Genomic DNA, 20,637 nt, shown 5'->3' with positions numbered 1-20,637 from the left:
CGCACTGACAGTACGGGGTGGTAGAGCATCCATAGATTACGTGAACGCCTTCTCTCCTACAGGCTGTAGTGGCATCAAGTACGAGTAGTACCCGACACAGTCGCCGGTGCGTATCGCCAGCGGCAGCGCCGCACCGCTTACTCGGATGACCAATTGCCGCCCCGGTTGGGCTGCGGCGGCGTCGCGCAGTCGCTGTCGGTCGACCAGTACTCGGAACTGTTCACGGGGATCCATTCCACCCGGATCCACCCGGGCACCACCGTCTTCGCCGATGCTGACGACGGCTCCGTGTCCGGTGCCGTTGAGCAGGGAGGCAAGTTGGTCGCCGCTCAGTTCGACGGCGTTGTGGTGCTCGCGCAGGATTCGGTGATCGGGGAACTCGCCGTCCTCGATGAGTGGGCTGGACACCTCACCTCCCGGATACGACGCAGTCACCGTGCGCGCGGAGAAAGTCAGCGTCACGACGCCGGCGATATCGCGTAACAATCGCGCGAAGGCCACGGGAACGACAGCGCACACCGTCAGAGCGGAGTGAACTGTCACCTCGGCGACCGCGAGCCGGAACTGATCAGTGGTGACAAACGCAGCGACGCCGTCGTGAATGTCGAGGTGGACGCCGCGAAGTATCGGGAACTCCGATTCCTCGTTCACGGCGAACAGCACGGCGTCGAGTGCGCGTCGTAGATCCCACGAGTCGATGTCCACGCCGCCGGAGATAGGTAGCGCGTCGATCAGGCGGTGGATTCGTCCCAGTTCGGCCCGGGCGTCGGCGAGACCGTCCTCGAGGTTGCGCAGATGGGCGTCGAGGCACGAATGGGGTTCCGGTCCGGTCAGGACGGCCATCATGTCGCGGATCGGAACACCGACGCGCCGCATACCGGCGATCACGCGTGCGTCGCGGAGTTGGTCGTCGGTGTACCAGCGGTAACCGGTGTGCGGATCGACGGAATGCGGGACGAGCACGCCTTCCTTGTCGTAGAACCGCAGCGCGCTGATCGGGAGCGCCGACGCCCGGGACATCTCGCCGATCGTCAAGAGGGCGGAACTAGTGGTCACGGATCAATTCTGCCCGCAGTCGCTCGATAGCGCCCCTGATCATCCGGCCGTAACCGTCGTCGGCGAGTGTGCCGACCGACGCCTCGGCCTTCGTCAGATGCTCGACGGCCTCGGTGTCGCGTCCGAGTTTGCGGTAGTCGGCAGCCAGGTTGAGGTGCAGCGATGGATAGAAACCGGCGACCTGCAGCGATGCGTGGTGTTCCTGGGCTCGCGCGTCGGTCAACGAATCGGCAGCGTCGAGGGCGCGCAGGTCCCAGCAGAGCTCCTGAGCCGGATCGTCTTGAACGTCGGCCATGTAGTGCGCGAGGGAGACGATGTGGAGCGCATCGGGGGCGGCGCTGATCTCTTCCCACATCTTCTCGAACGCAGAGCGAGCCCCGGCTCGATCGCCGGAGCTCGCCAATTCTTGTGCCTGCGCTATCTGTGTCATCACGGGATCCATGGAACGGATCCTGATGCCTCGACCAGGTCGAGGGTCAAGCAGAGGTGCGTGCAGCCGCCTCGGCCTCGCTCTTCACACGCTTCAATGTGGCATTCATGCCTTCGACGAGCTCGACCTCGAAGTCGGCGTTTCCGCCCAGGACGGTCTTGACGAGGAACTGCGAGACCTTCGACGTTCCGGTGGGAGCCTCGCGACGCTCGGTCACTTTGGTGCCGGTAGCGGTCGGCTCGAGTTCGTAGGACCAGATCGTGCGGTTCTCCGCGATGCGGAACGCCACCGACTTGTTGGGCTCGAAGCGAACGACCTTCGACGACGTCGGCCAGACCAGCAGGCCCTTGCGGTTGACGTTGATCGTCTTGGCGCCCTCACGCACGGTCCCGCCGATTACCTTCATCACCTTGCACTGGGGGCTCCATTCGCCCATGCGCTGCAGGTCGGCGACGATTGCCCACACGTCCTGCGGTGATGCGTCGATGTCGATGCTTGCTTCGAGGGTGTTGGACACAGTCTCTCCAGTCGAGTTGATGCTACGTAAAGTTACAAACACTTTTGTCGATCGTAAGCGATCCGTCAATGGACCATGTGTGTCAGGTCACTGTACGGCCGTCCAACAGGGTCGTGCGGGAACACGCGCGGTGGTAGCGGACAATGGTTCGCGCACGTATGACGATCCATCCGACTGGAGTACCGAGAAGTGAACAGCGACGCCGCGACGCAGGATGGCCTCAAGCGAGGGCTGACAGCGCGCCATATCCGCTTCATCGCCCTCGGATCAGCCATCGGAACCGGACTGTTCTACGGCAGCGCCGAGGCCATCAAACGAGCCGGCCCGTCGGTGCTCCTGGCCTACCTGATCGGCGGTATCGCGGTCTACCTGGTGTTGCGAGCGCTCGGCGAGATGGCGGTCCGTAACCCGGTTTCCGGTTCGTTCAGCGAGTACGCGAACAAGCACCTCGGACCACTCGCCGGTTTCATGACCGGGTGGACGTACACGTTCGAGATGGTGATCGTGTGCCTCGCCGACGTCACCGCCTTCGGGCTGTACATGCAGTTCTGGTTCCCGGACGTACCGAGATGGATCTGGGTTCTGGCTGTCGTCTTCTTCATCGGCGCGATAAACCTGTTGAGCGTCAAGGTGTTCGGCGAACTGGAATTCTGGTTCACGCTCGTGAAGATCACCGCCATCATCGCGATGATCGCCGGCGGCATCGCGATCATCGTGTTCGGATTCGGCGTTCACGACACCGATGCCGGAATCAGCCACCTCTGGTCGGACGGCGGGTTCTTCGCGACGGGCTTCGGCGGATTCGTCGCGTGTTTCGCGATCGTCATGTTCGCGTTCGGTGGCACCGAGATCATCGGTATCACCGCGGGCGAAGCCGAGGATCCGGCGCAGACCATCAGGAAAGCCGTCAACACGGTCCCGGTGCGCATCATTCTCTTCTACATCTGCACCCTCGCCGTCATCATGGCGATCATTCCGTGGCAGACCATCAACTCCGACAACAGCCCGTTCGTCCAGATCTTCGAGAACCTCGGATTGGGAACGGCCGCATCGATCCTCAACATCGTCGTCATCACCGCGGCCCTGTCCGCCATCAACAGCGACGTTTTCGGTGCGGGTCGCATGATGTTCGGAATGTCGCATGCCGGTCAGGCCCCGCAGGTGATGAAGAGAGTCTCCGCCAACGGTGTTCCGTGGATGACCGTTGTCATCATGACCGGTGCCCTGTTGGTGGGAGTACTGCTCAACTACCTGATCCCGGACCAGGTGTTCCTCGTCATCGCCTCGCTGGCGACCTTCGCCACCATTTTCGTCTGGATCATGATCCTGCTCTCGCAGTTCCGTTCCCGCGCTCAGATGAGTGCAGACGAAACAGCGGCACTGAAGTTTCCAGTGCCGCTGTGGCCGTACGGTCAAATCTTCGCGATCGTGTTCCTGGCTTTTGTCATCGTGTTGCTCGGCGTCATCGCCGATACCCGAGTTGCGCTGCTCGTCGGTGCCGGATGGCTGGTTCTGCTGACGGGCGCGTACTACAAGTGGGTGAAACCGGCTGTCAGCGCAGCGGATCGAAGTGGCGCATGACGGTCGGCGTCTGAGCGCCGGTCATCGAGTCGGCCACCATCTTTCCGGTCAACGGACCCAGGGCGATTCCCCACATCCCGTGACCACCGGCGACGTGCACCCGCGGCGACTTCGTGGCTCCGATCAACGGCAAGCCGTCGGTAGTGCACGGTCGTGATCCCACCCACTCCTCTTCCCGCGCAGTCCAGTCGATGCCGCTGAGCATCGGCTTGGCTGCATCGATGATCGCCTGCACGCGGCGCGGATCCAGCGGCGCGTCAGGGCTGCGGAATTCCATCATTCCGGCCACTCGGAAGCGATCGTGCAACGGAGTGCATGCGACGCGCTGGGTGGGGAAATACACAGGGTTCTTGGGGAGGTGCTCGGGCTTGACACTGAAGCTGTATCCGCGTCCGGCCTGCACCAGTTTGCGCACACCGAACGGTGCTGCGAGCTTGTTCAAGCGGGCACCGCTCGAGATGACTACGGAGTCACCGTCGCGTGAATCACCGTGTGCACTGCGAACAGTGACTCCGCCGACCCGATCGTCGATCTGCGTGACGTCGAAACCGCTGACGATTTCTCCACCGCGTTCACGAACCGCGTCCGCCAACGAGTTCACGAACAACGGGGGATCGATGAAACGCTGATTGCGCAGGCGCAAACCGGCTTTCACACCCTGGCCGAGTGAAGGCTCGAGCGAATGAATCGCGTCGTAGTCGAGGAGGTCGAAGTCGACCTCGCCGCCCGCGGCCTCGACGTGATGGAACTCGTCCACCAAAGTCTGTCGGTCCTTCTCGGACGCAAACGCGGCGAGGAAAGGATCGGCCAGGCGGGTCAGCTCTTTGACGCCACCGTCGGCGAGTTCGTCGTACGCGCCCAAGGCTGTTCGGTTGACCTCGGTGTAGACCGACATCGCTTCCTGCCACTTCGACGGCGTGCAGTGGCGCGCGAACCCGACCAGGAACCGAATCAGCTTCAGATCGGTGGTCAGTGGCACGTACACCGGGGACGACGGGCTGAGCATCGCGCGCAAGCCGTATTGGAGCACTGCGGGTTCGGGCAGCGGAAGCGTCAATGCGGGGGCAAGCCAACCGGCGTTGCCCCAGCTCGCGTCGGCTGCGACGCCGTCGCGATCGACGACGGTGACCTCGACTCCACGTTCCTGCAAGAACCAGGCCGTCGACAATCCGACAACGCCCGCACCGACCACGACCACACGATCGGGGCTCTGACGAGTTCCCATGACGCACTCCTTCTACAGACTCTGCTCGAACCGAGACGCCGGTCACATCCGGCTCTTCTCTCAAGCATGAATCGCGGGGGCGGCAAAAGGACTGGCCGTTCGGCCATCGTCGGAGCTACCTCGTTGTGGATTCGCACAACGCACCGCCGCGCCTGCTCAGCGAGCGAGTTTGAACTGCAGCATCAGAATCAAGCGGGTGTCGGCGTCGGTCAGGTCGACGCCGCACATCTCCTTGCCTCGACGCAGGCGGTTGCGGAGCGTGTTGGGGTGAACATGCAGTGCGGCAGAAGAATTCGCCACGTCACCGCCGTGCTCGAGAAAGGCCTTTGCCGTCGCGACCAGATCGCTGCCGTGCTGAGAGTCGTGACGTTCGAGGCTTCCGAGTGGTGTGGAGTCGCCGAGTCCGTCGATGATGTCGGCGACGTGCAGGGCGAGAACGGAGGCCAACGTGTCCCTCATTCCCGCGACGGTTCCGCCGGACCGGCCATGACGAAGCGCTCCGAGAACATGGTCGGTGTCCGAGCGCGAAAGATGTGATTCGCTTGCAGACTTCACTGTCCGACCGACGGCCACTGCCAGGAATTCGCGGCCACGGGCGCGGGTGAGGAAGTCGGCGGACAATCGGCGAGCGTTGGTCTCGTCGGTCGCGATGACAAGGTAGATGGTCTCGGACAGTTGAGCGGCAACGGCGTCGACGGCCAGAGTGTCGAGGTACAAGCTCAAGGACGCGACCAACCCCGCCGGCAGTGGTCCCGCAACGGTTCCGACGGCGACGACGGTGAGCGGGCCTGCCAACCGCAAGTCGTCTGCGGCGCGGAATGCGGGTTCGCCACCGCCGATCAGAGCTTGGACGCGCTGGGATTGGCGACGGCGTGTGCTGTCGACCCGGTCACGCTCCGAGGCGATTCTCTCGGCCACGACAGATACCGCGGATCGAAGTATCGATTCCTGTGTGGGCGTCGGTGTTCCGGCGAGTGCGACCCAGATCGAGCCGACGGGGTGATCGTTCTCGCGAACTGCGATGACCAGGCGCGGCGTGATCGCAGGGTCTTCGAGATCAACGTAGATTGGGTCGCTCTCTCGGTGGAGACGATCGAATACTCCTGCATCGGAGAGTAATTGGCGGAATCGGCTGGGTACCTGCCGGCCGAGGATCGTGCCGATGCGGGCTTCGTCCACGGCCTGCTCGCCGCCGGAGTACGCGAGGACAGTCGAGTTCTCGTCCTCGATCGTGACGGGAGCGCCGAGCAATTCGGCCAGAGAACCGGCAACGGAGAATAGGTCGTCGTCGCGCAGGTCCATGGGTGGGAGCCTACTGAGCGATCGACGGATTTCGGGTTCCGACGCCTCGGCAGGACCTCGATGGCGAATATAGGCTGGTGCAATGGCCGACATCGAAGGTGTTCTGTTCGATATCGACGGAGTCCTGCTCACGTCCTGGCAGCCGATCGAGGGAGCAGGGGAAGCCGTACGCGAAGTTCGGCGGCGGGGATTGGCCTGTGGGTTTCTGACCAACACCACTTCGCGCAGTTCGTCGCTCATCGCGCAGGGGTTGTGCGACGCCGGTATCGAGGTCGAGGCGAGCCAGATAGTTACTGCCGCCAGGCTCACAGGGGAGTACGTGCGGGCGACGTATCCGGACGCGCGGGCGTGGGTCCTCAATCACGGTGACGTGTCTGCCGATCTCGAGGGAATCGAATTCGACGACGCCGATCCTGAGGTCGTGATTCTCGGCGGTGCCGGCCCGGAGTTCACTCACGAGGCGCTGAGCCGAGTGCTCGAACTTCTGCTCGCCGGTGTGCCCGTCGTCGCGATGCACCGCGGGATGATGTGGGAGACCGTAGACGGCCTTCGGATCGACACCGGAACGTACTTGCCGGGCTTCGAGGAAGTGGCAGGTGTAAATATCGCCGCAGTGGGTAAACCGTCTCTCACGGGGTTCCTGACAGCCACGGAGCTGATGCATGTCGAACCTGAGGCGACGGTGATGGTCGGCGACGACCTGATCGGGGACGTCCTCTCCTCACAACGAGTCGGCTTGACCGGAGTTCTGGTGCGCACAGGCAAGTTTCGGCAAACAGTGCTCGATCTGTCGGTTCAGAAGCCTGATCATGTCATCGATTCGGTCGCGGATCTTCCGGCCCTTCTCGGGGTCGTCCTCGAGGCTTGACCAGGCGGGGGTGACGGACTTCACTCGAGCGGGTACTCTCGCGCCCGAATCCAATGAACTTGTTCCACGAAGGAGTTTTCTATGCCCTTGATCTCGTCAGTCTGGTTCCGTCGCTCATCCTCTCGAGTCAGCGGAATTTCCAGTAGTCGGTTGGGGGGCCGCCTGGCGAGAACAGGGGCTGTGATGACTGTAGGTATGGGGCTCGCCGCCGGGCTGGCGCTGACCGGTGCGGGAGCTGCTTCGGCAGCCCCCGTCACGTGTGTCTCGCCGCCGTCGGCCAATGACATCCAGGTCTCCGAGACCGCGAGCTGCGGCGCGCAGTCCGTCGGAGCCGGCCGTTCGCAGGCCGGTGCTGCCGAGAGCGGTACCGCTGTGAGCGTCGCCGCCGACAACGGCTACTCCAATTCATATGCAAACGGCTTCGGAACCGCGCTGGGGGCTTCTCGCGGTAACGGTCAGGCGCAGGCATTTGCGCTCGGCGGCGGTATCGCGCGGGCCGGGGCGGCTGACGGCAACGTCACCTTCGCCATCGCTGGTTACGGAGCGGGCGCTACGGCCGATGCCAACGGCGTCGACTGCGTCGGAGTGCTCTCGTTTGCGGTCAATTTGAGTAACGGACAGTTCTGCATCGCGGGCTGAGGCTCAACCTTGCACTCGGCACGCTCGAGTGCTAAAAATGCAGTTGGCACTCGCGAACCGTGAGTGCCAGGTCGAGGCAGTGAGACCGGGAACCATAGACACCCCCGGTCGTCCGTCGCGGGCACTGACTAGACCACAGGCGTAGATGGGTGACCAGGCAAATCGGTCGCCCGTGTAATGAGGTGACTGGTCAAACGGTCGCCTTGTGCCGATGAGGTGACCCGACGAGCGGTCACCTTGTGTGTCACCCCCTATCCGGAGGATCACTTCGCAATGGCAAAGATCATCGCGTTCGACGAAGAGGCACGTCGTGGCCTCGAGCGAGGCCTCAACGCCCTCGCCGACGCTGTCAAGGTGACGTTGGGCCCCAAGGGTCGCAACGTCGTTCTCGAAAAGAAGTGGGGCGCCCCCACGATCACCAACGATGGTGTTTCCATCGCCAAGGAGATCGAACTCGACGACCCGTACGAGAAGATCGGCGCCGAGCTCGTCAAGGAGGTCGCCAAGAAGACTGACGACGTCGCTGGCGACGGCACCACCACCGCTACCGTTCTCGCACAGGCTCTGGTCCGTGAAGGCCTGCGCAACGTCGCAGCCGGCGCGAACCCGCTCGGCCTCAAGCGCGGCATCGAGAAGGCTGTCGAGGCTGTCACAGCTCGCCTGCTCGAGACCGCCAAGGAGATCGACACCAAGGAGCAGATCGCTGCTACCGCCGGTATTTCCGCCGGCGACCCGTCCATCGGTGAGCTCATCGCCGAGGCTATGGACAAGGTCGGCAAGGAAGGCGTCATCACGGTCGAGGAGTCCAACACCTTCGGCCTGCAGCTCGAGCTCACCGAGGGCATGCGCTTCGACAAGGGCTACATCTCGGCGTACTTCGCCACCGATGCAGAGCGTCAGGAAGCCGTCCTCGAAGACGCGTACATCCTGCTCGTCAGCTCCAAGATCTCCACGGTCAAGGACCTGCTGCCCCTGCTGGAGAAGGTCATCCAGTCCGGCAAGCCGCTCCTGATCATCGCCGAGGACGTCGAGGGCGAAGCTCTCTCCACCCTCGTGGTCAACAAGATCCGTGGCACCTTCAAGTCTGTTGCCGTCAAGGCTCCCGGCTTCGGTGACCGTCGTAAGGCTCAGCTCGCCGACATCGCCATCCTCACCGGTGGCGAGGTCATCAGCGAAGAGGTCGGACTCTCCTTGGAGACCGCAGGCCTCGAGCTCCTCGGCCAGGCACGCAAGGTCGTCATCACCAAGGACGAGACCACCATCGTCGAGGGTGCCGGCGACGCCGACGCAATCGCCGGTCGTGTCAGCCAGATCCGCGCCGAGATCGAGAACAGCGACTCGGATTACGACCGTGAGAAGCTGCAGGAACGTCTGGCCAAGCTGGCCGGCGGCGTTGCAGTCATCAAGGCCGGCGCTGCTACCGAGGTCGAGCTCAAGGAGCGCAAGCACCGCATCGAAGATGCAGTGCGTAACGCAAAGGCAGCCGTCGAAGAGGGCATCGTCGCCGGTGGTGGCGTTGCACTTCTCCAGGCAGCTCCCGCACTGGACGACCTCAAGCTCGAAGGTGACGAGGCAACCGGCGCGAACATCGTTCGCGTTGCACTGTCCGCTCCGCTCAAGCAGATCGCATTCAACGCAGGCCTCGAGCCCGGCGTTGTTGCGGACAAGGTCTCCAACCTGCCCGCAGGTCACGGCCTCAACGCTGCGACCAACGAGTACGGCGACCTGCTCGCTGCAGGCATCAACGACCCGGTCAAGGTCACCCGCTCGGCACTGCAGAACGCAGCGTCCATCGCGGCTCTGTTCCTGACGACCGAAGCCGTTGTCGCTGACAAGCCCGAGAAGGCCGGAGCGCCTGCAGGCGATCCGACCGGCGGCATGGGCGGCATGGACTTCTGAGTCCATCTCCACCTAGCTCCTAGAGCCCGGCCCACCATTCGGTGGGCCGGGCTTTTGCTTGTCTGGAGACGGCATCCTAACGGCGGTCAATCGCATCGGTTCACGACCGTTGGACAAGTTCTTTAGTGCTAAAACTTTAGTGCCAACATATCCAACAAATGATTGAATTAAGTAAGGCTTTAGTGTGAAATTAACTAGTTCTTTTGGTGGAAAAATGCAACTAAAATAGAATATTTCCGACAATCTTCACAAAACTGATACATGTTGCAGTGATCTGGGTTACAGTATTGCGCATCGAGGAGGAAAGTTCCGGTCTGAAGCAATTGAAATGTATCGAAGCAGATGGCTTCATGTCTACGCCTTTTGGTGTATACAAGTACTATTCGCTACGGGTTGCAAATTTCAATTTCCCGAAATCGTGATTGAAATATTTGCGGGAACGATTCGTTGCTCAGCGCATATAATGGAATATTTATCTCTGGCGTCTTCGGCCGGATGGTGAAGCTTATCTAATATTGTTGTTAAATTCTTCACGATACAGGTGAGTTTAATGAATGGATCCACTGCGTGTTGATTAAAGGCTCGGAGTGGGTGACTGCATCTGTTGCCATATCCGACTCGGCTATGAGTCGATGACTTCCACCCGGGATATCCGCGGGTAGGGGGAACTGACGACACGGAACGCTGCGAGCGTAACCGCGTCGGACAGGCAGTTCGATCAAACCGCCTTACGAGGAAATAGGAGTGAAGAACATGACTGTATCACTGGCGCGACGTACTACGATTGGTCTCGCAGCGGTAGCTGCATCAGCAGGTTTGGTGTTCGCGGCCGTTGCTCCGGCGTCGGCAACAGCGGGGCCCACGACAACAAGCTTTAAGAACGCGTGTTGGGCCGGTTCACCTGGAAATGTTGCGCAGTTGGAAAACCTTTCTGTCACCGTTGACCATACGGTCGTTGCGCCGGCCGGTCAGCCGAATACCTACACAATCCAATTCGGGGACCAGACTACGCCGAGCTCGTTCCCGGGTTATACTTTCAAGGGATTGAGTGATATTCAGTACAAGCTCTCGTACAATACCGCGACGTTGACAAGTGCGACCAAGACGAGTTCGGGTACGAATATCAGTTCGGGTAGTCCTACTGTTTCGGCTTCAGGCGGAATTATTACTCTTGGGAAGTTTGGAGTCGGCCCGAGCACGACATTCAAGGCACCTCAGATCACCGTTGTGACGACGTCTCCGGTGTTCGATGTAAAACTCTCTACTTCGGGAACCGCGGCCGAGTTCGGTAACTTTGCGAATAACTACTTCAGCTTCAAGGCGAACGGAGTAGCCGTTGTGATTCCAGTCAGTGCATCTACCTCTTGCGTTCCGTCTGACGACATCACGGGGGCGGTTGGAAGTTACCCGGCACTCAATGCGGGCGCCGGCACGCTTCACTAACATTGGATGCTCTGTCTCCGTCGTGAATTAGTCTAATTGGTCGCGGCGGTGATATGCGGCGAGAACGTGGCCGTCCGTGCAAATTGGCACAGGCGGTCACGTCTCTCGGTCAGCTGTGGTGCGCGGCTGTGGACTTGGTTTCCTCCACAGACATTCCTGTGCTCAGATCATTTGGTGATCCAGCAACGTGGATTCAATCTTATTGGCAGTCATAGCCGTTCGGACTCGGATGGTTGAGAGCTAGCACTTTTGTCGGTGCGTCGGAGTTGAAACGTCCTCTAGTACTAGTACTTTCGCGGGACGTTTTCACCTTCGGATTGCGTAGTCGAACGGTATTGGTAGACAGATCGATTGCACTCGTCGGCAGATACGTTGCAGTGTGTAGTGCCGCGTTGCCGAAGCTATTGAGTGCGGTGTGTTGATGGATTTCAGTAGAAATTGTGGCCGGCTCGGGCCCGCGACCTGCAAAAATGGAACAGGTTTCAGAAAGCTTCAAAATGTTTAGCCGAAAGTTCCCCAAATCGGGCTCTTCTGCACTACCTTGATGTCACCCCACAGCCGCGAAAGGGTGCGTACGCCCCGAAGAATATCGGTTACCTGGTTTGCAAAATCTTTCTCTCTGCTGCTCGGACCAGTTCTTTGTGGGCTACTGCAAGCGGTCCGATGTAAACGTCCTATGAGTAATCCAAGACCTACGAAAGGGTGGGAATCAGTATGATCGTCATGTTCCTCCAAGCGACTGCGCAATTGTTCACCGATCTGCTGGCCAACACATGGAGCGGGTCGATGCTGCCGGGCGTAGAGGCCGGCACAGGCTCGTTGGTATCCGCTATCGAACTCAGCTGATCGATAGTTTCAATTTCCGAGGATCTTTCTGACAGTGGGAGTGAATGATGGGTAGTTTGGGATCGGTCGCTGATGTGCTCGAAGGCGAAATGGGAGGGTTGATCAAGTCGGTCATTGCGGGCATCATTTTCGCGCCGATAATGTCGTCGATCGACCTGGGATGGCAGGTTCCCCCTCTGCCGTAATTCGGAATCGTCAAGACCCGCGTGTTTGGATAACGGCCACGCAGATCTGATGGACTCCGCTGTTTTCTTTTCAGAACCCGAACGAACGAATTCCAAGGAGTGTGGAAGTACAGTGGATACAGCAAGTTTGATCGACGCGGTCGGCAGCATCGACGCGAACTCGGTCCAGTTGCCTTTGGCGGCTCTCAAGGGAATCATCGAGGGAGTTTTCGCAGCTATCTCTTCTTTCATTGAACTGGGTGTCACAGGATCCGCTGCGTCAGCCGGATCGATCCAATCCGGCCTCGGCTCCATAGCCGGCACCTAATCCGAAGAGGAGAAAGAAATGTTGAACGGATCATTGACGTACCTGTCCGATCTCGTCAGTTTCGGGTCGGTTGATCTCGTGGGCACGATCGGGAAATACCTGAACGCGCTTTCGTCCTTCCCAGTGTGATGAAAGGAGATGCACAATGCTTGAAAGATACCTGACTTCGATCGTGCAATGGGTTATCGACACAGCGGGCCTCACCTCCGCCGGAAGCAAGATGCTTCAGAATCCGAAGTAGGAAATTCTTGGTGGAGTCTGAATTGGAATACGCCACCGAGTCCGAATGATCCCCGAGGCTGACGTACGCCTCGGGGATCATTCGGTTTCGAGTTCCGGTCACGATTACCGATGCAGTGAGACGAGGTAGTGTCGATGCGATTGCCCAGCAAATTTGCGGTGCAGTTGGCGCGGTTGAGCCCGCGTGATGCCGATTTCATCTACAACGAGGCGGACGGCCATCTGGGGCATTTGATAGGGGTGTATTTCTTCGATACTTCTCAGCGCCCTGAGTCGGAGTTCTCGCGCGAGCAAGCAGTCGAATGGGTGACCGCACGGCTCGGCCACCATCGCATGTTCACCCACAAGGTAGGTCGTATCCCGCTCGGACTCGATCATCCGTACTGGATGCCAGTCAATGACTTCGACATCCGTGACCACGTACACGTCACAGACCTCACGGAGCCTGGTTGGGCGTCACTAGAGAAGCCTTTGAGTGCTTTGATGACTTCACGGATGGACTTGACCCGTCCGCCATGGGAGTTGCACTTCTTCAACGGAATCGAAGGTCTCGACGATCTGGACGGGAGGCTGACCGCCGTAGTGCTCAAGTCCCACCACAGCGCAGCGGATGGGATAGCAATCCGGATGTTGGGGGAATCCATCTTCTCAGGCGAAGAGCGAGCCGCCCGACACGTTCCAGTACCTCGACTATTGAAGGTGCGTGTACTCCTCGAATCGTTGGCGAGCATTCCCAGCCAGATGTTCAGATTCGCCCGGAGCGTTCCTGGGAATCGCGCTGCTCAACGCGCTGCGAACGCGGCCCAATCGGCCGGTGAATGGGTCGAGAGCCTCAACGAACGTCCGGCTACCAGGTTCAACGGCAAAGTCAGCGGATCGGGAACGCTGCAGCAATTGACCCTTCCCGGTGCCGTAATCGGTCGGGTCAAACACGCGGTTCCAGGCGCCACTGTCAACGATGTTCTCCTGGCGATCGTCGGTGGTGCGCTGTCGCGGTATCTGACAGAAAATGGTGAGCCGCCAGGGGGATCCTTGGTGGCAATGGTGCCTCGCTCGATGCGCAAGGTCGAGGAGTGGCAGTCTGCCAATCAACTGGTGACCTTGTCAGTCGATATGCACACGTCCGTTGCGGCGCCGCTGGAACGATTGGCACTCATCGCGGAATCCTCGCGTTCGGAGAAGGTACGCACTTCCCACCCTGCCACGCGCCGTGTGGACGCCGCGATCGAAACGGCGCCGGCATTTCTGCTGAGATTCATTGCTTTTGCGCGAAGTAGGAATTCCCACGATGTCACTCGTCCCCGCTACCAGCACACAATGGTGAGCAATATTCCGCTCTCTGTTGAAGGGCTGACGTTGAACGGTGCACCGGGTGCAGCCGTGCTGGCAACCCAGCCCCCGGTTGACGGCGACGGGCTACGGCATTTCATGGTCGCCGCAGCAGGTGGGGGACTGACCCTCAACGTCATCGCGGATACCGCGACCATGCCCGATCTCCATCATTACATCGAACTGCTGCGAGCAAGTTTCGATGATTTGGCGGCGGCAGCCGCGATGCAGACTGCGGATTCACCTGACCAAGAGGTTGCCTCCTGATCGATCGGAATCGCAGGCACCTTTTCCGATTGCTGGATCCGGTGATACCCAACGATTCCGGGCAGAACCCCGAGGATCTGCATGTCAGCTCGCTACAATTCGGACATTCGTTCAGCGTCGGAATTGAGGGGCATGCATGATCTTTCGGAACTCGTTGCCAGCCGCGGTATCTCAGATGGGACCGCGAGACGCGGAGTTCGTCTACAACGAGTCCGGCGGACATCTGAGCCACATGGTCTGCGCCTACTTCTTCGACACGACGGGCCATCCGCTCGCAGAGATGACGCACGACGACGCGGTTCGGTGGATCACCGAAAGATTCGGGTACTGGCCACTGTTCACGAGTCGGCTCCAGCGAGTTCCGCTGGATCTGGACTATCCCTATTGGGTCCCGGCCGATTTCGACGTCGATGATCACGTGCACGTCCATCGTGCCCCTGTTGCCGGGTGGGCGCCGGTTCGTGAATTGCTCGGGCGCTCGCTCGGGGAGCCGATGGACCTGTCCCGGCCGCCTTGGGAGTTGCACGTCATGACCGGCGTGCACGGGATCGACGAGCTACCGGGCAATCTGACGCTGATCATGCTCAAGACCCACCACGGGGCCGGTGACGGTCTGGCGATCCGCGATCTGACCAACCTTCTGTTCTCCGGTCCGCCGAAACCGGAGACGAAGCGTGCCGGTTCGGGGCTTTCGTCGCTGGATTTGATCGGGCGCACGGTCGTGGGTCTGCCCGGCCAGGCGATCCGTTTCGGCCGGGGTCTGTCCGTGACAAAGGTTGCGGCCGAGACGGTTCGGGAGGCGGAAGAGGCCGGAGAGCTGCCTACGTACTCGGCCGACCGCCTACCGACCCGATTCAACGGCGTGCTGGGCGGAGACATCACGATCGATTTCCTGACGCTGGACGGCCCAGACATCAAGGCGATCCGAGCGGCCGTTCCGGGCGTGACGGTCAACGACATCTTCCTGACCGTCGTCGCCGGTGCTCTCGACGCATACCTGTCGGAGAAGGGCGAGAAATCGGCCAGTGGGTTGGCGGCGATGGTTCCCCGATCGATGCGGAAGATAGCCGAATGGGAGTCGGCCAACCAACTGGCGCTGTTGACGGTCGATCTGCACACAGACGTCGAAGATCCGGTCGAGCGGCTGACACGAATCAGAGATTCGGCGCTGAGGGCCAAAGGGCGGAGTTCACACCCAGCCGTCCGTCGTTACGGCACGCGCATCGAAACTTCGCCTGCGGCTCTGCTCAGACTCACCGGTCTCTCGCGTCGGCTCAACAAGCTGGACCCTTCGCACAAGGTCATTCAGAACACGACGATCAGCAATGTCCCGGTATCAGTTGACGGCAACGTTTTCGAAGGTGCGCCGGCGGTGGCAGTTCTCGGTGGGCAGGCGCCGGTCGACGGAGACATTCTGCGCCACTTCCTCATTGCCGCGCGTGGAGGTTCTCTGACGCTCAATGTCATCGTCTCGCAAGAGACGATGCCGGATATCGAGCACTACGTCGAATTGTTGCGGGTGGGGTTCACGACGCTTTTGCAGGCAGTTTCTGACCAAAATCGTGAGGTAGGCGAACGATAAAGAGCAACTTGCGTCGGAACTTGTGGTGAATCGACGATTTGTGTTCGGGAAATTTCTGTCGAATTCATCCTAATTAAGGTAATTGTCCGTAGTGGTGTCGAGTCGTTATCTCGCGGATTAATGTGACTGTCGACACGTCGAGTGTCTACCGCCGGACTGGTTCGATAATCGTCACCGACGGTAAAAAGAATCACCTACGCGAGGAGCTGAACATGGGTTCGTTGATGGATATTCTCGGTGGTCCGAATGGGGACGGTGCACCGATGCAGGCTTTGCTGACAATGCTGCTGGGATTGGACAATGTCGGTGCAAACCTCTTCGGTTCACTGGCTGACACCGCCGGTGGAATCTTCGGATCTCTCGACACTCTCAGCTTTACACCGCCCGTCGTTCCCTGAGTTTTCTGATCGGCGTCTTTTGCTCGTCCCAAGTGAACCACTGAACATCTAAAGGAGAACGTCATGCTTGAAGGATCTGTCATGGACGCTGCCGGCTCAGTCGGTGCGATCATCGGTCAGGGGTTGGGCAGCGTCAGTGGCCTGGCCGTCAAGGGTCTCGAGGCCCTCGCTGCGCTCAGCGGTGGAGAGTTGAAGGCCGCCAAGTAGATTGTCGATTTCGGGGCCTGCTCGTGTTGGCGCGTAGGCCCCGAAATACCTTTTTGTCGGCGCGTAATTCTCGCCATGTCAATTGCCGGAATTCTCAACCTAACGGCATGAGCATCCAGGCGGCGAGATATACCAAAGCCGCGGTTCCACCCGTGCAAATAGCGGCGATAACCGCGAGTAGACGGACAAGATTTACGTCGGCGCCGAAGTAATCTGCAATTCCGCCGCACACTCCGGCGAACATTTTCTTGTCGTTGGAACGGGTGAAGGGGCGAGGTGTGTTGCTTTCGAATGTCATGCTTCAATTCTGAAGCGAGATTGCGCCGCGCACCATCGGGGACGACCCCCATCTGCACCCTGATCTTTTGAGGCCGCCGTGTCATACCCCGGTAGTTCATCCCAGCTTCACCGAACAGTTGCTGCGGGAGACTAACTTGTCGGCGGTGACCGATTTAGCAGAACGCCGACCGTTCCTCAGCGCCTTCGCGGATCTCTCGACCGCCGTCGATCTGGCCGACACCGCCGCCTTCACCGTCGACGACAATGACGACGACGATCCGGTGCTGCTGACGTCGCCGGACGGTTTCGAGGTCGACACTTGGCGGGAGGGCTACCCGTACGAGGCACGGATGCCTCGGGACGAGTACGAAATGTCCAAGCGTCTGCTGCAGATCGAACTCCTCAAGCTGCAGAACTGGTCGAAAGAAACCGGCGCACGGCACGCCATAGTGTTCGAAGGACGCGACGCCGCCGGCAAGGGCGGAACGATCAAACGATTCATGGAGCACCTCAATCCTCGCGGCGCACGGGTCGTCGCATTGGAGAAGCCGTCGGCTCGCGAGTCGACGCAGTGGTACTTCCAGCGCTATGTGCAGCACCTTCCCGCAGCCGGGGAACTGGTGATGTTCGATCGGTCTTGGTACAACCGGGCCGGGGTCGAGCGGGTCATGGGCTTCTGCACCGACGAGGAGCACGAGCGTTTTCTGCGCCAGGTGCCGTTGTTCGAGCAGATGCTCGTCGACGACGGCATCAGCTTGATCAAGTTCTGGTTCTCGGTTTCACCGCTGGAGCAGCGCACGCGGTTCGCGATCAGACAGGTCGATCCCGTTCGGCAGTGGAAGCTTTCGCCGATGGACATCGCTTCTCTGGACAAGTGGGATGCGTACACGGCGGCGAAGGAAGAGATGATTCGGTTCACCGATACCGACACCGCTCCGTGGACCGTCATCAAGAGCAATGACAAGAAACGCGCGCGGATAAACGCGATGCGTCACGTGCTCAGTCAGTTCGATTACGACAACAAGGATTACGAGATCGTGGGTACTCCGGATCCGCTGATCGTGGGAAGCCTCGAATAGTCGGCGCGTGGGCTCTGCCCATCCGCGGCGTGGGTGGTTAGTGTGAGTTGAATGGAGACCGTACCGATCCAACTCCCTGACGGCACCGTGACCCCGATCCGTCTGTTTCCCGGACCGAACGACGACGCACCCGTGGTGGTGATGTTGCCCGGGCTCGGAGTTCCCGCCGGGTTCTACGATCCGGTGGCGCAGGCCCTGGTCGAAGCCGGCTTCAATGCGGCCATCGGTGAACTGCGTGGCCAAGGTGACAGCAAACCGCGCCCGAGCGCGTCGAGTGTTTTCGGATATCAGGAACTGGTCTCGATCGATTGTCCGGCGACGTTCGAGGTGGTGCGTGAGCGGTTTCCGGCCAGCACACCATTTCTGATGGGGCACAGCATGGGCGGCCAGATCGGGGTCATGTACGCGTCCAGGATTCGGGGCCGGCTCGGCGGACTGATCCTGGTTGCCTCCGGATCGCCGTATCACCGCGGATTCCCCGGAATCCGTGCGCCCGGACTCTATCTGGGTTCGTCCGCGATGTCGGTGACAGCCAACATCGCCGGCTTCTGGCCTGGAGACCGGGTCAACGTCGGCGGCTTCGGTCGACAGTCGAAAGTACTGATCACCGATTGGGCCCGGTTCGCCAGGACCGGTCGCATGGAACCCGTCGGTGCGGATATCGACTACGAGGAGCGGATCGCTCGCCTGACCTTGCCGGTTCTGTCGATCACGATCGAAGGGGACGATCTCGCTCCACGCCGGTCGGCAAAGAACCTGGTGGACAAGCTCTCCGGGGCCCAAGTGACGATGACGCACATCGACGAACCACTCGGTCACAACGGTTGGATACGCAATCCCACCGCTGTGAGCGAGCGCGTCGTCGCGTGGTTGCGCGACCGCTGAAAGATCAGCCGAGTTTCTGCCAGAGGAACTCGTAGGTCAGCGCAGTCTTGAAGGCCAGCTGAGCATTGTCCGCGGCGCCGCCGTGGCCACCCTCGATGTTCTCGAAATACAGCACCGGCTTGCCCAGCTCTTCCAGCCGTGCGGCCATCTTGCGGGCATGCGCGGGGTGGACGCGGTCGTCGCGGGTGGACGTCGCGATCAGGATCGGTGGGTACGACGCGGCGGCGTCGATGTTCTGATACGGCGAGTACTCCGAGATGAATGCCCACTCCTCCGGGACATCGGGGTCACCGTATTCGGCCATCCACGAAGCGCCGGCCAGCAGGAGATGGAATCGCCGCATGTCCAACAGCGGAACCTGGCAGACGATGGCGCCGAAGAGCTCGGGGTACTTGGTCAGCATGATGCCCATCAGCAGGCCGCCGTTGCTTCCGCCCTGAGCTGCCAGAAGATCCGGGGTCGTGATTCCGCGATCGACGAGGTCCCTCGCGACGGCAGCAAAGTCTTCGTGCACCTTGTGGCGCCCGGCCTTGAGAACCTGTGTGTGCCAACCGGGTCCGTACTCGCCGCCACCACGAATGTTCGCAACCACGTAGGTGCCGCCCTGCGTCAGCCAGGCACGGCCCAGAGAACCGCTGTACGACGGCGTCAGCGAGATCTCGAATCCGCCGTACCCGTAGAGCAGGGTGGGGCCGGGCTCGTTACGCGGACTGCGCACCACGAAGTACGGAACTTGGGTGCCGTCGGCAGAGGTGGCGAAGAACTGCTCTGTGGTGATGCCCTCGGCATCGAAGAACGAGGGAGCCTGCTTGAGGGCAGTGGGTTCGGTTTCGCCGATCACGCCGTGCAAAAGAGTTGCAGGGGAGGTGTATCCACTCGAGTTGACGAAGTATTCATTGCTGACATCGGGGTCGGTGTCGAGAATTTCGATACTGGTCAGTTCTGGGAGCCCTTCGAAAGGCCGGTCCTCCCAGCCGTTTTCGCCCGGTGTCAGGATGCGCAGCGTGGTGCGGACGTCGGTGAGTACCACGAGAATCAGATGATCGCGTGTCCAGGTGTAGTGCTCGAGTGAGGAATGTGCGTCGGGTTCGAAGATCGATGTCAGTGCTCGTGAGCCGGCAAGGAAATCGTCGTAACGGATGGCAAGCAGTGCGCCGGTCGGATATTCGGTGTCCTCGACGGCCCACACGGACTTGGTGCGGATCAACAACCACTCGTGGTGAATCGAGATCCCGGCGTCCTCGGGGACGTCCACGAGCACCAGCTCACCGTCGGGGCGAACTTCGAAATGCTGAGAGTTGTAGAAATCGACCGAGCGAGTGACGAAGTCTCGTTCGAACCCGGGCGTCGGATCGTGCGAAGCCGAGATGGCCACGTCCGTGGCCTGGCCCTCGTAGACGGTCTCGGCGCTGGAGAGGGGAGTGCCGCGCTTCCACCGCTGGGCCAGACGGGGATATCCGGAATCGGTGAGCGACCCTGGTCCGATATCCGTTCCGACGTAGACGGTATCGATGTCGATCCAGTCGATGTCGGTCTTGGCCTCGGGAAGGTAGAAGCCGGGATTCTCGCCCTCGGGAGCGAGGAACTCGCGCTTGTCGATGTCGAACTCGCGAACGACCGCCGCGTCTGCCCCGCCGCGGGAGAGGCTGATCAATGCACGGTTGCGGTGTGGCCGTAGAAGTTGCGTGCCCTTCCAGACCCAGTTCTCGCCCTCGGCCTCGGCCAGGGCGTCGAGGTCGACCAGGACGTCCCATTCCGGGTCGTCGGTGACGTACTGATCGAACGTCGTGCGTCGCCACAATCCGCGAACGTGGGTGCTGTCGCGCCAGAAGTTGTAGAGGAACTCACCTCGACGGCGGACGTAGGGGATTCGCGCGTCGGTATCGAGAATCTCGCGCACGTCGCTCTGCAGTCGATCGAAGCGCTCGTTGTCGGTGAGCTGCTCCTCGGTCACGGCATTGTGCTGACGGACCCAATCGAGTGCAGACTCACCGGTCACGTCTTCGAGCCAGAGGTAGGGGTCGTCGCCGGTGGTGGGCTGCTGATCGGAAGTCATACGTCCATTCTTACTGC

Annotated in this window: 20 protein-coding genes; 13 read left to right on the top strand and 7 right to left on the bottom strand. The window is 60.6% G+C overall.

Annotated features, from left to right (window positions below):
* Nucleotides 1-36: 36 nt before the first annotated feature.
* From B0E55_RS15910 to B0E55_RS15900, 3 genes are read right to left on the bottom strand one after another with little or no spacing between them, the layout of a single operon-like run.
* The gene (locus B0E55_RS15910; protein WP_080910011.1) at nt 37-1,056 is read right to left on the bottom strand and encodes a DNA polymerase III subunit beta family protein; all 1,020 of its coding nucleotides are present in this window, start codon (nt 1,054-1,056) and stop codon (nt 37-39) included.
* Nucleotides 1,046-1,498, bottom strand: coding sequence for a hypothetical protein (locus B0E55_RS15905; protein WP_019744481.1), 453 nt, complete (start codon nt 1,496-1,498; stop codon nt 1,046-1,048). The genes B0E55_RS15910 and B0E55_RS15905 overlap by 11 nt, the downstream gene beginning before the upstream one ends.
* Before the next feature lie 34 nt (nt 1,499-1,532).
* A complete protein-coding gene (locus tag B0E55_RS15900; protein ID WP_003941500.1) occupies nt 1,533-2,003 on the bottom strand; it encodes an SRPBCC family protein in 471 nt (156 codons plus the stop codon).
* Between the two features lie 189 nt (nt 2,004-2,192).
* Here B0E55_RS15900 and B0E55_RS15895 point away from each other — a divergent pair, with 189 nt between their 5' ends.
* Nucleotides 2,193-3,584 (top strand): amino acid permease, encoded by a 1,392-nt coding sequence (locus tag B0E55_RS15895; RefSeq protein WP_019744479.1) that lies wholly within the window; start codon nt 2,193-2,195, stop codon nt 3,582-3,584.
* On the opposite strand, the gene B0E55_RS15890 is transcribed toward B0E55_RS15895, so the two are convergent.
* Both B0E55_RS15890 and B0E55_RS15885 read right to left on the bottom strand, forming a co-directional pair.
* Nucleotides 3,556-4,809, bottom strand: a complete 1,254-nt coding sequence (locus tag B0E55_RS15890) for an NAD(P)/FAD-dependent oxidoreductase (protein WP_003941496.1) — start codon at nt 4,807-4,809, stop codon at nt 3,556-3,558. The genes B0E55_RS15895 and B0E55_RS15890 overlap by 29 nt on opposite strands.
* Before the next feature lie 156 nt (nt 4,810-4,965).
* Complete coding sequence (locus B0E55_RS15885; RefSeq protein ID WP_003941492.1) at nt 4,966-6,111, bottom strand: PucR family transcriptional regulator; 1,146 nt, start codon at nt 6,109-6,111, stop codon at nt 4,966-4,968.
* Nucleotides 6,112-6,193: 82 nt separating this feature from the next.
* Between B0E55_RS15885 and B0E55_RS15880 the strand changes: the two genes are divergently transcribed.
* The 10 genes from B0E55_RS15880 (at nt 6,194) to B0E55_RS31910 (ending at nt 16,321) form a co-directional block, all read left to right on the top strand.
* The gene (locus B0E55_RS15880) at nt 6,194-6,979 is read left to right on the top strand and encodes an HAD-IIA family hydrolase (RefSeq protein WP_020906711.1); all 786 of its coding nucleotides are present in this window, start codon (nt 6,194-6,196) and stop codon (nt 6,977-6,979) included.
* Between the two features lie 81 nt (nt 6,980-7,060).
* A complete protein-coding gene (locus B0E55_RS15875; protein ID WP_019744475.1) occupies nt 7,061-7,618 on the top strand; it encodes a DUF6764 family protein in 558 nt (185 codons plus the stop codon).
* A 273-nt stretch (nt 7,619-7,891) separates the two neighbouring features.
* Nucleotides 7,892-9,517, top strand: a complete 1,626-nt coding sequence (gene groL, locus B0E55_RS15870; RefSeq protein WP_003941476.1) for a chaperonin GroEL — start codon at nt 7,892-7,894, stop codon at nt 9,515-9,517.
* A 744-nt stretch (nt 9,518-10,261) separates the two neighbouring features.
* A complete protein-coding gene (locus B0E55_RS31540) occupies nt 10,262-10,960 on the top strand; it encodes a hypothetical protein (protein ID WP_042951134.1) in 699 nt (232 codons plus the stop codon).
* Nucleotides 10,961-11,674: 714 nt separating this feature from the next.
* Nucleotides 11,675-11,806, top strand: coding sequence for a hypothetical protein (locus tag B0E55_RS32460; RefSeq protein WP_255246887.1), 132 nt, complete (start codon nt 11,675-11,677; stop codon nt 11,804-11,806).
* Between the two features lie 297 nt (nt 11,807-12,103).
* The gene (locus B0E55_RS15865; RefSeq protein WP_020723597.1) at nt 12,104-12,298 is read left to right on the top strand and encodes a hypothetical protein; all 195 of its coding nucleotides are present in this window, start codon (nt 12,104-12,106) and stop codon (nt 12,296-12,298) included.
* 375 nt (nt 12,299-12,673) lie between these two features.
* A complete protein-coding gene (locus tag B0E55_RS15860; protein ID WP_080910030.1) occupies nt 12,674-14,134 on the top strand; it encodes a wax ester/triacylglycerol synthase domain-containing protein in 1,461 nt (486 codons plus the stop codon).
* Nucleotides 14,135-14,270: 136 nt separating this feature from the next.
* Nucleotides 14,271-15,716 carry a wax ester/triacylglycerol synthase domain-containing protein gene (locus tag B0E55_RS15855; RefSeq protein ID WP_080910010.1) on the top strand — a complete coding sequence of 482 codons (1,446 nt, stop codon included), beginning with the start codon at nt 14,271-14,273 and terminating at the stop codon, nt 15,714-15,716.
* A 122-nt stretch (nt 15,717-15,838) separates the two neighbouring features.
* A complete protein-coding gene (locus tag B0E55_RS15850; protein ID WP_003941513.1) occupies nt 15,839-16,114 on the top strand; it encodes a hypothetical protein in 276 nt (91 codons plus the stop codon).
* A 63-nt stretch (nt 16,115-16,177) separates the two neighbouring features.
* Nucleotides 16,178-16,321, top strand: a complete 144-nt coding sequence (locus B0E55_RS31910; RefSeq protein WP_003941503.1) for a hypothetical protein — start codon at nt 16,178-16,180, stop codon at nt 16,319-16,321.
* Nucleotides 16,322-16,415: 94 nt separating this feature from the next.
* Here B0E55_RS31910 and B0E55_RS15845 read toward each other — a convergent pair whose 3' ends face one another.
* On the bottom strand, nt 16,416-16,619 hold the full coding sequence (locus tag B0E55_RS15845; protein ID WP_003941534.1) for a PspC domain-containing protein: 204 nt from the start codon (nt 16,617-16,619) through the stop codon (nt 16,416-16,418).
* Nucleotides 16,620-16,764: 145 nt separating this feature from the next.
* On the opposite strand from B0E55_RS15845, the gene ppk2 reads away from it, so the two are divergent.
* Both ppk2 and B0E55_RS15835 read left to right on the top strand, forming a co-directional pair.
* Complete coding sequence (ppk2, locus tag B0E55_RS15840) at nt 16,765-17,679, top strand: polyphosphate kinase 2 (protein ID WP_037129644.1); 915 nt, start codon at nt 16,765-16,767, stop codon at nt 17,677-17,679.
* A 51-nt stretch (nt 17,680-17,730) separates the two neighbouring features.
* A complete protein-coding gene (locus tag B0E55_RS15835; protein ID WP_020906717.1) occupies nt 17,731-18,564 on the top strand; it encodes an alpha/beta hydrolase family protein in 834 nt (277 codons plus the stop codon).
* A gap of 4 nt (nt 18,565-18,568) precedes the next feature.
* Here the strand turns inward: B0E55_RS15835 and B0E55_RS15830 are convergent, their stop codons facing one another.
* The gene (locus tag B0E55_RS15830; protein WP_029254801.1) at nt 18,569-20,620 is read right to left on the bottom strand and encodes a prolyl oligopeptidase family serine peptidase; all 2,052 of its coding nucleotides are present in this window, start codon (nt 20,618-20,620) and stop codon (nt 18,569-18,571) included.
* Between the last annotated feature and the right edge of the window lie 17 nt (nt 20,621-20,637).

It is taken from the genome of Rhodococcus sp. 66b (genome assembly GCF_002076325.1).
Classification (GTDB): Bacteria; Actinomycetota; Actinomycetes; order Mycobacteriales; family Mycobacteriaceae; genus Rhodococcus_F; species Rhodococcus_F erythropolis.
This window is presented reverse-complemented; position numbering and strand designations above follow the sequence as displayed.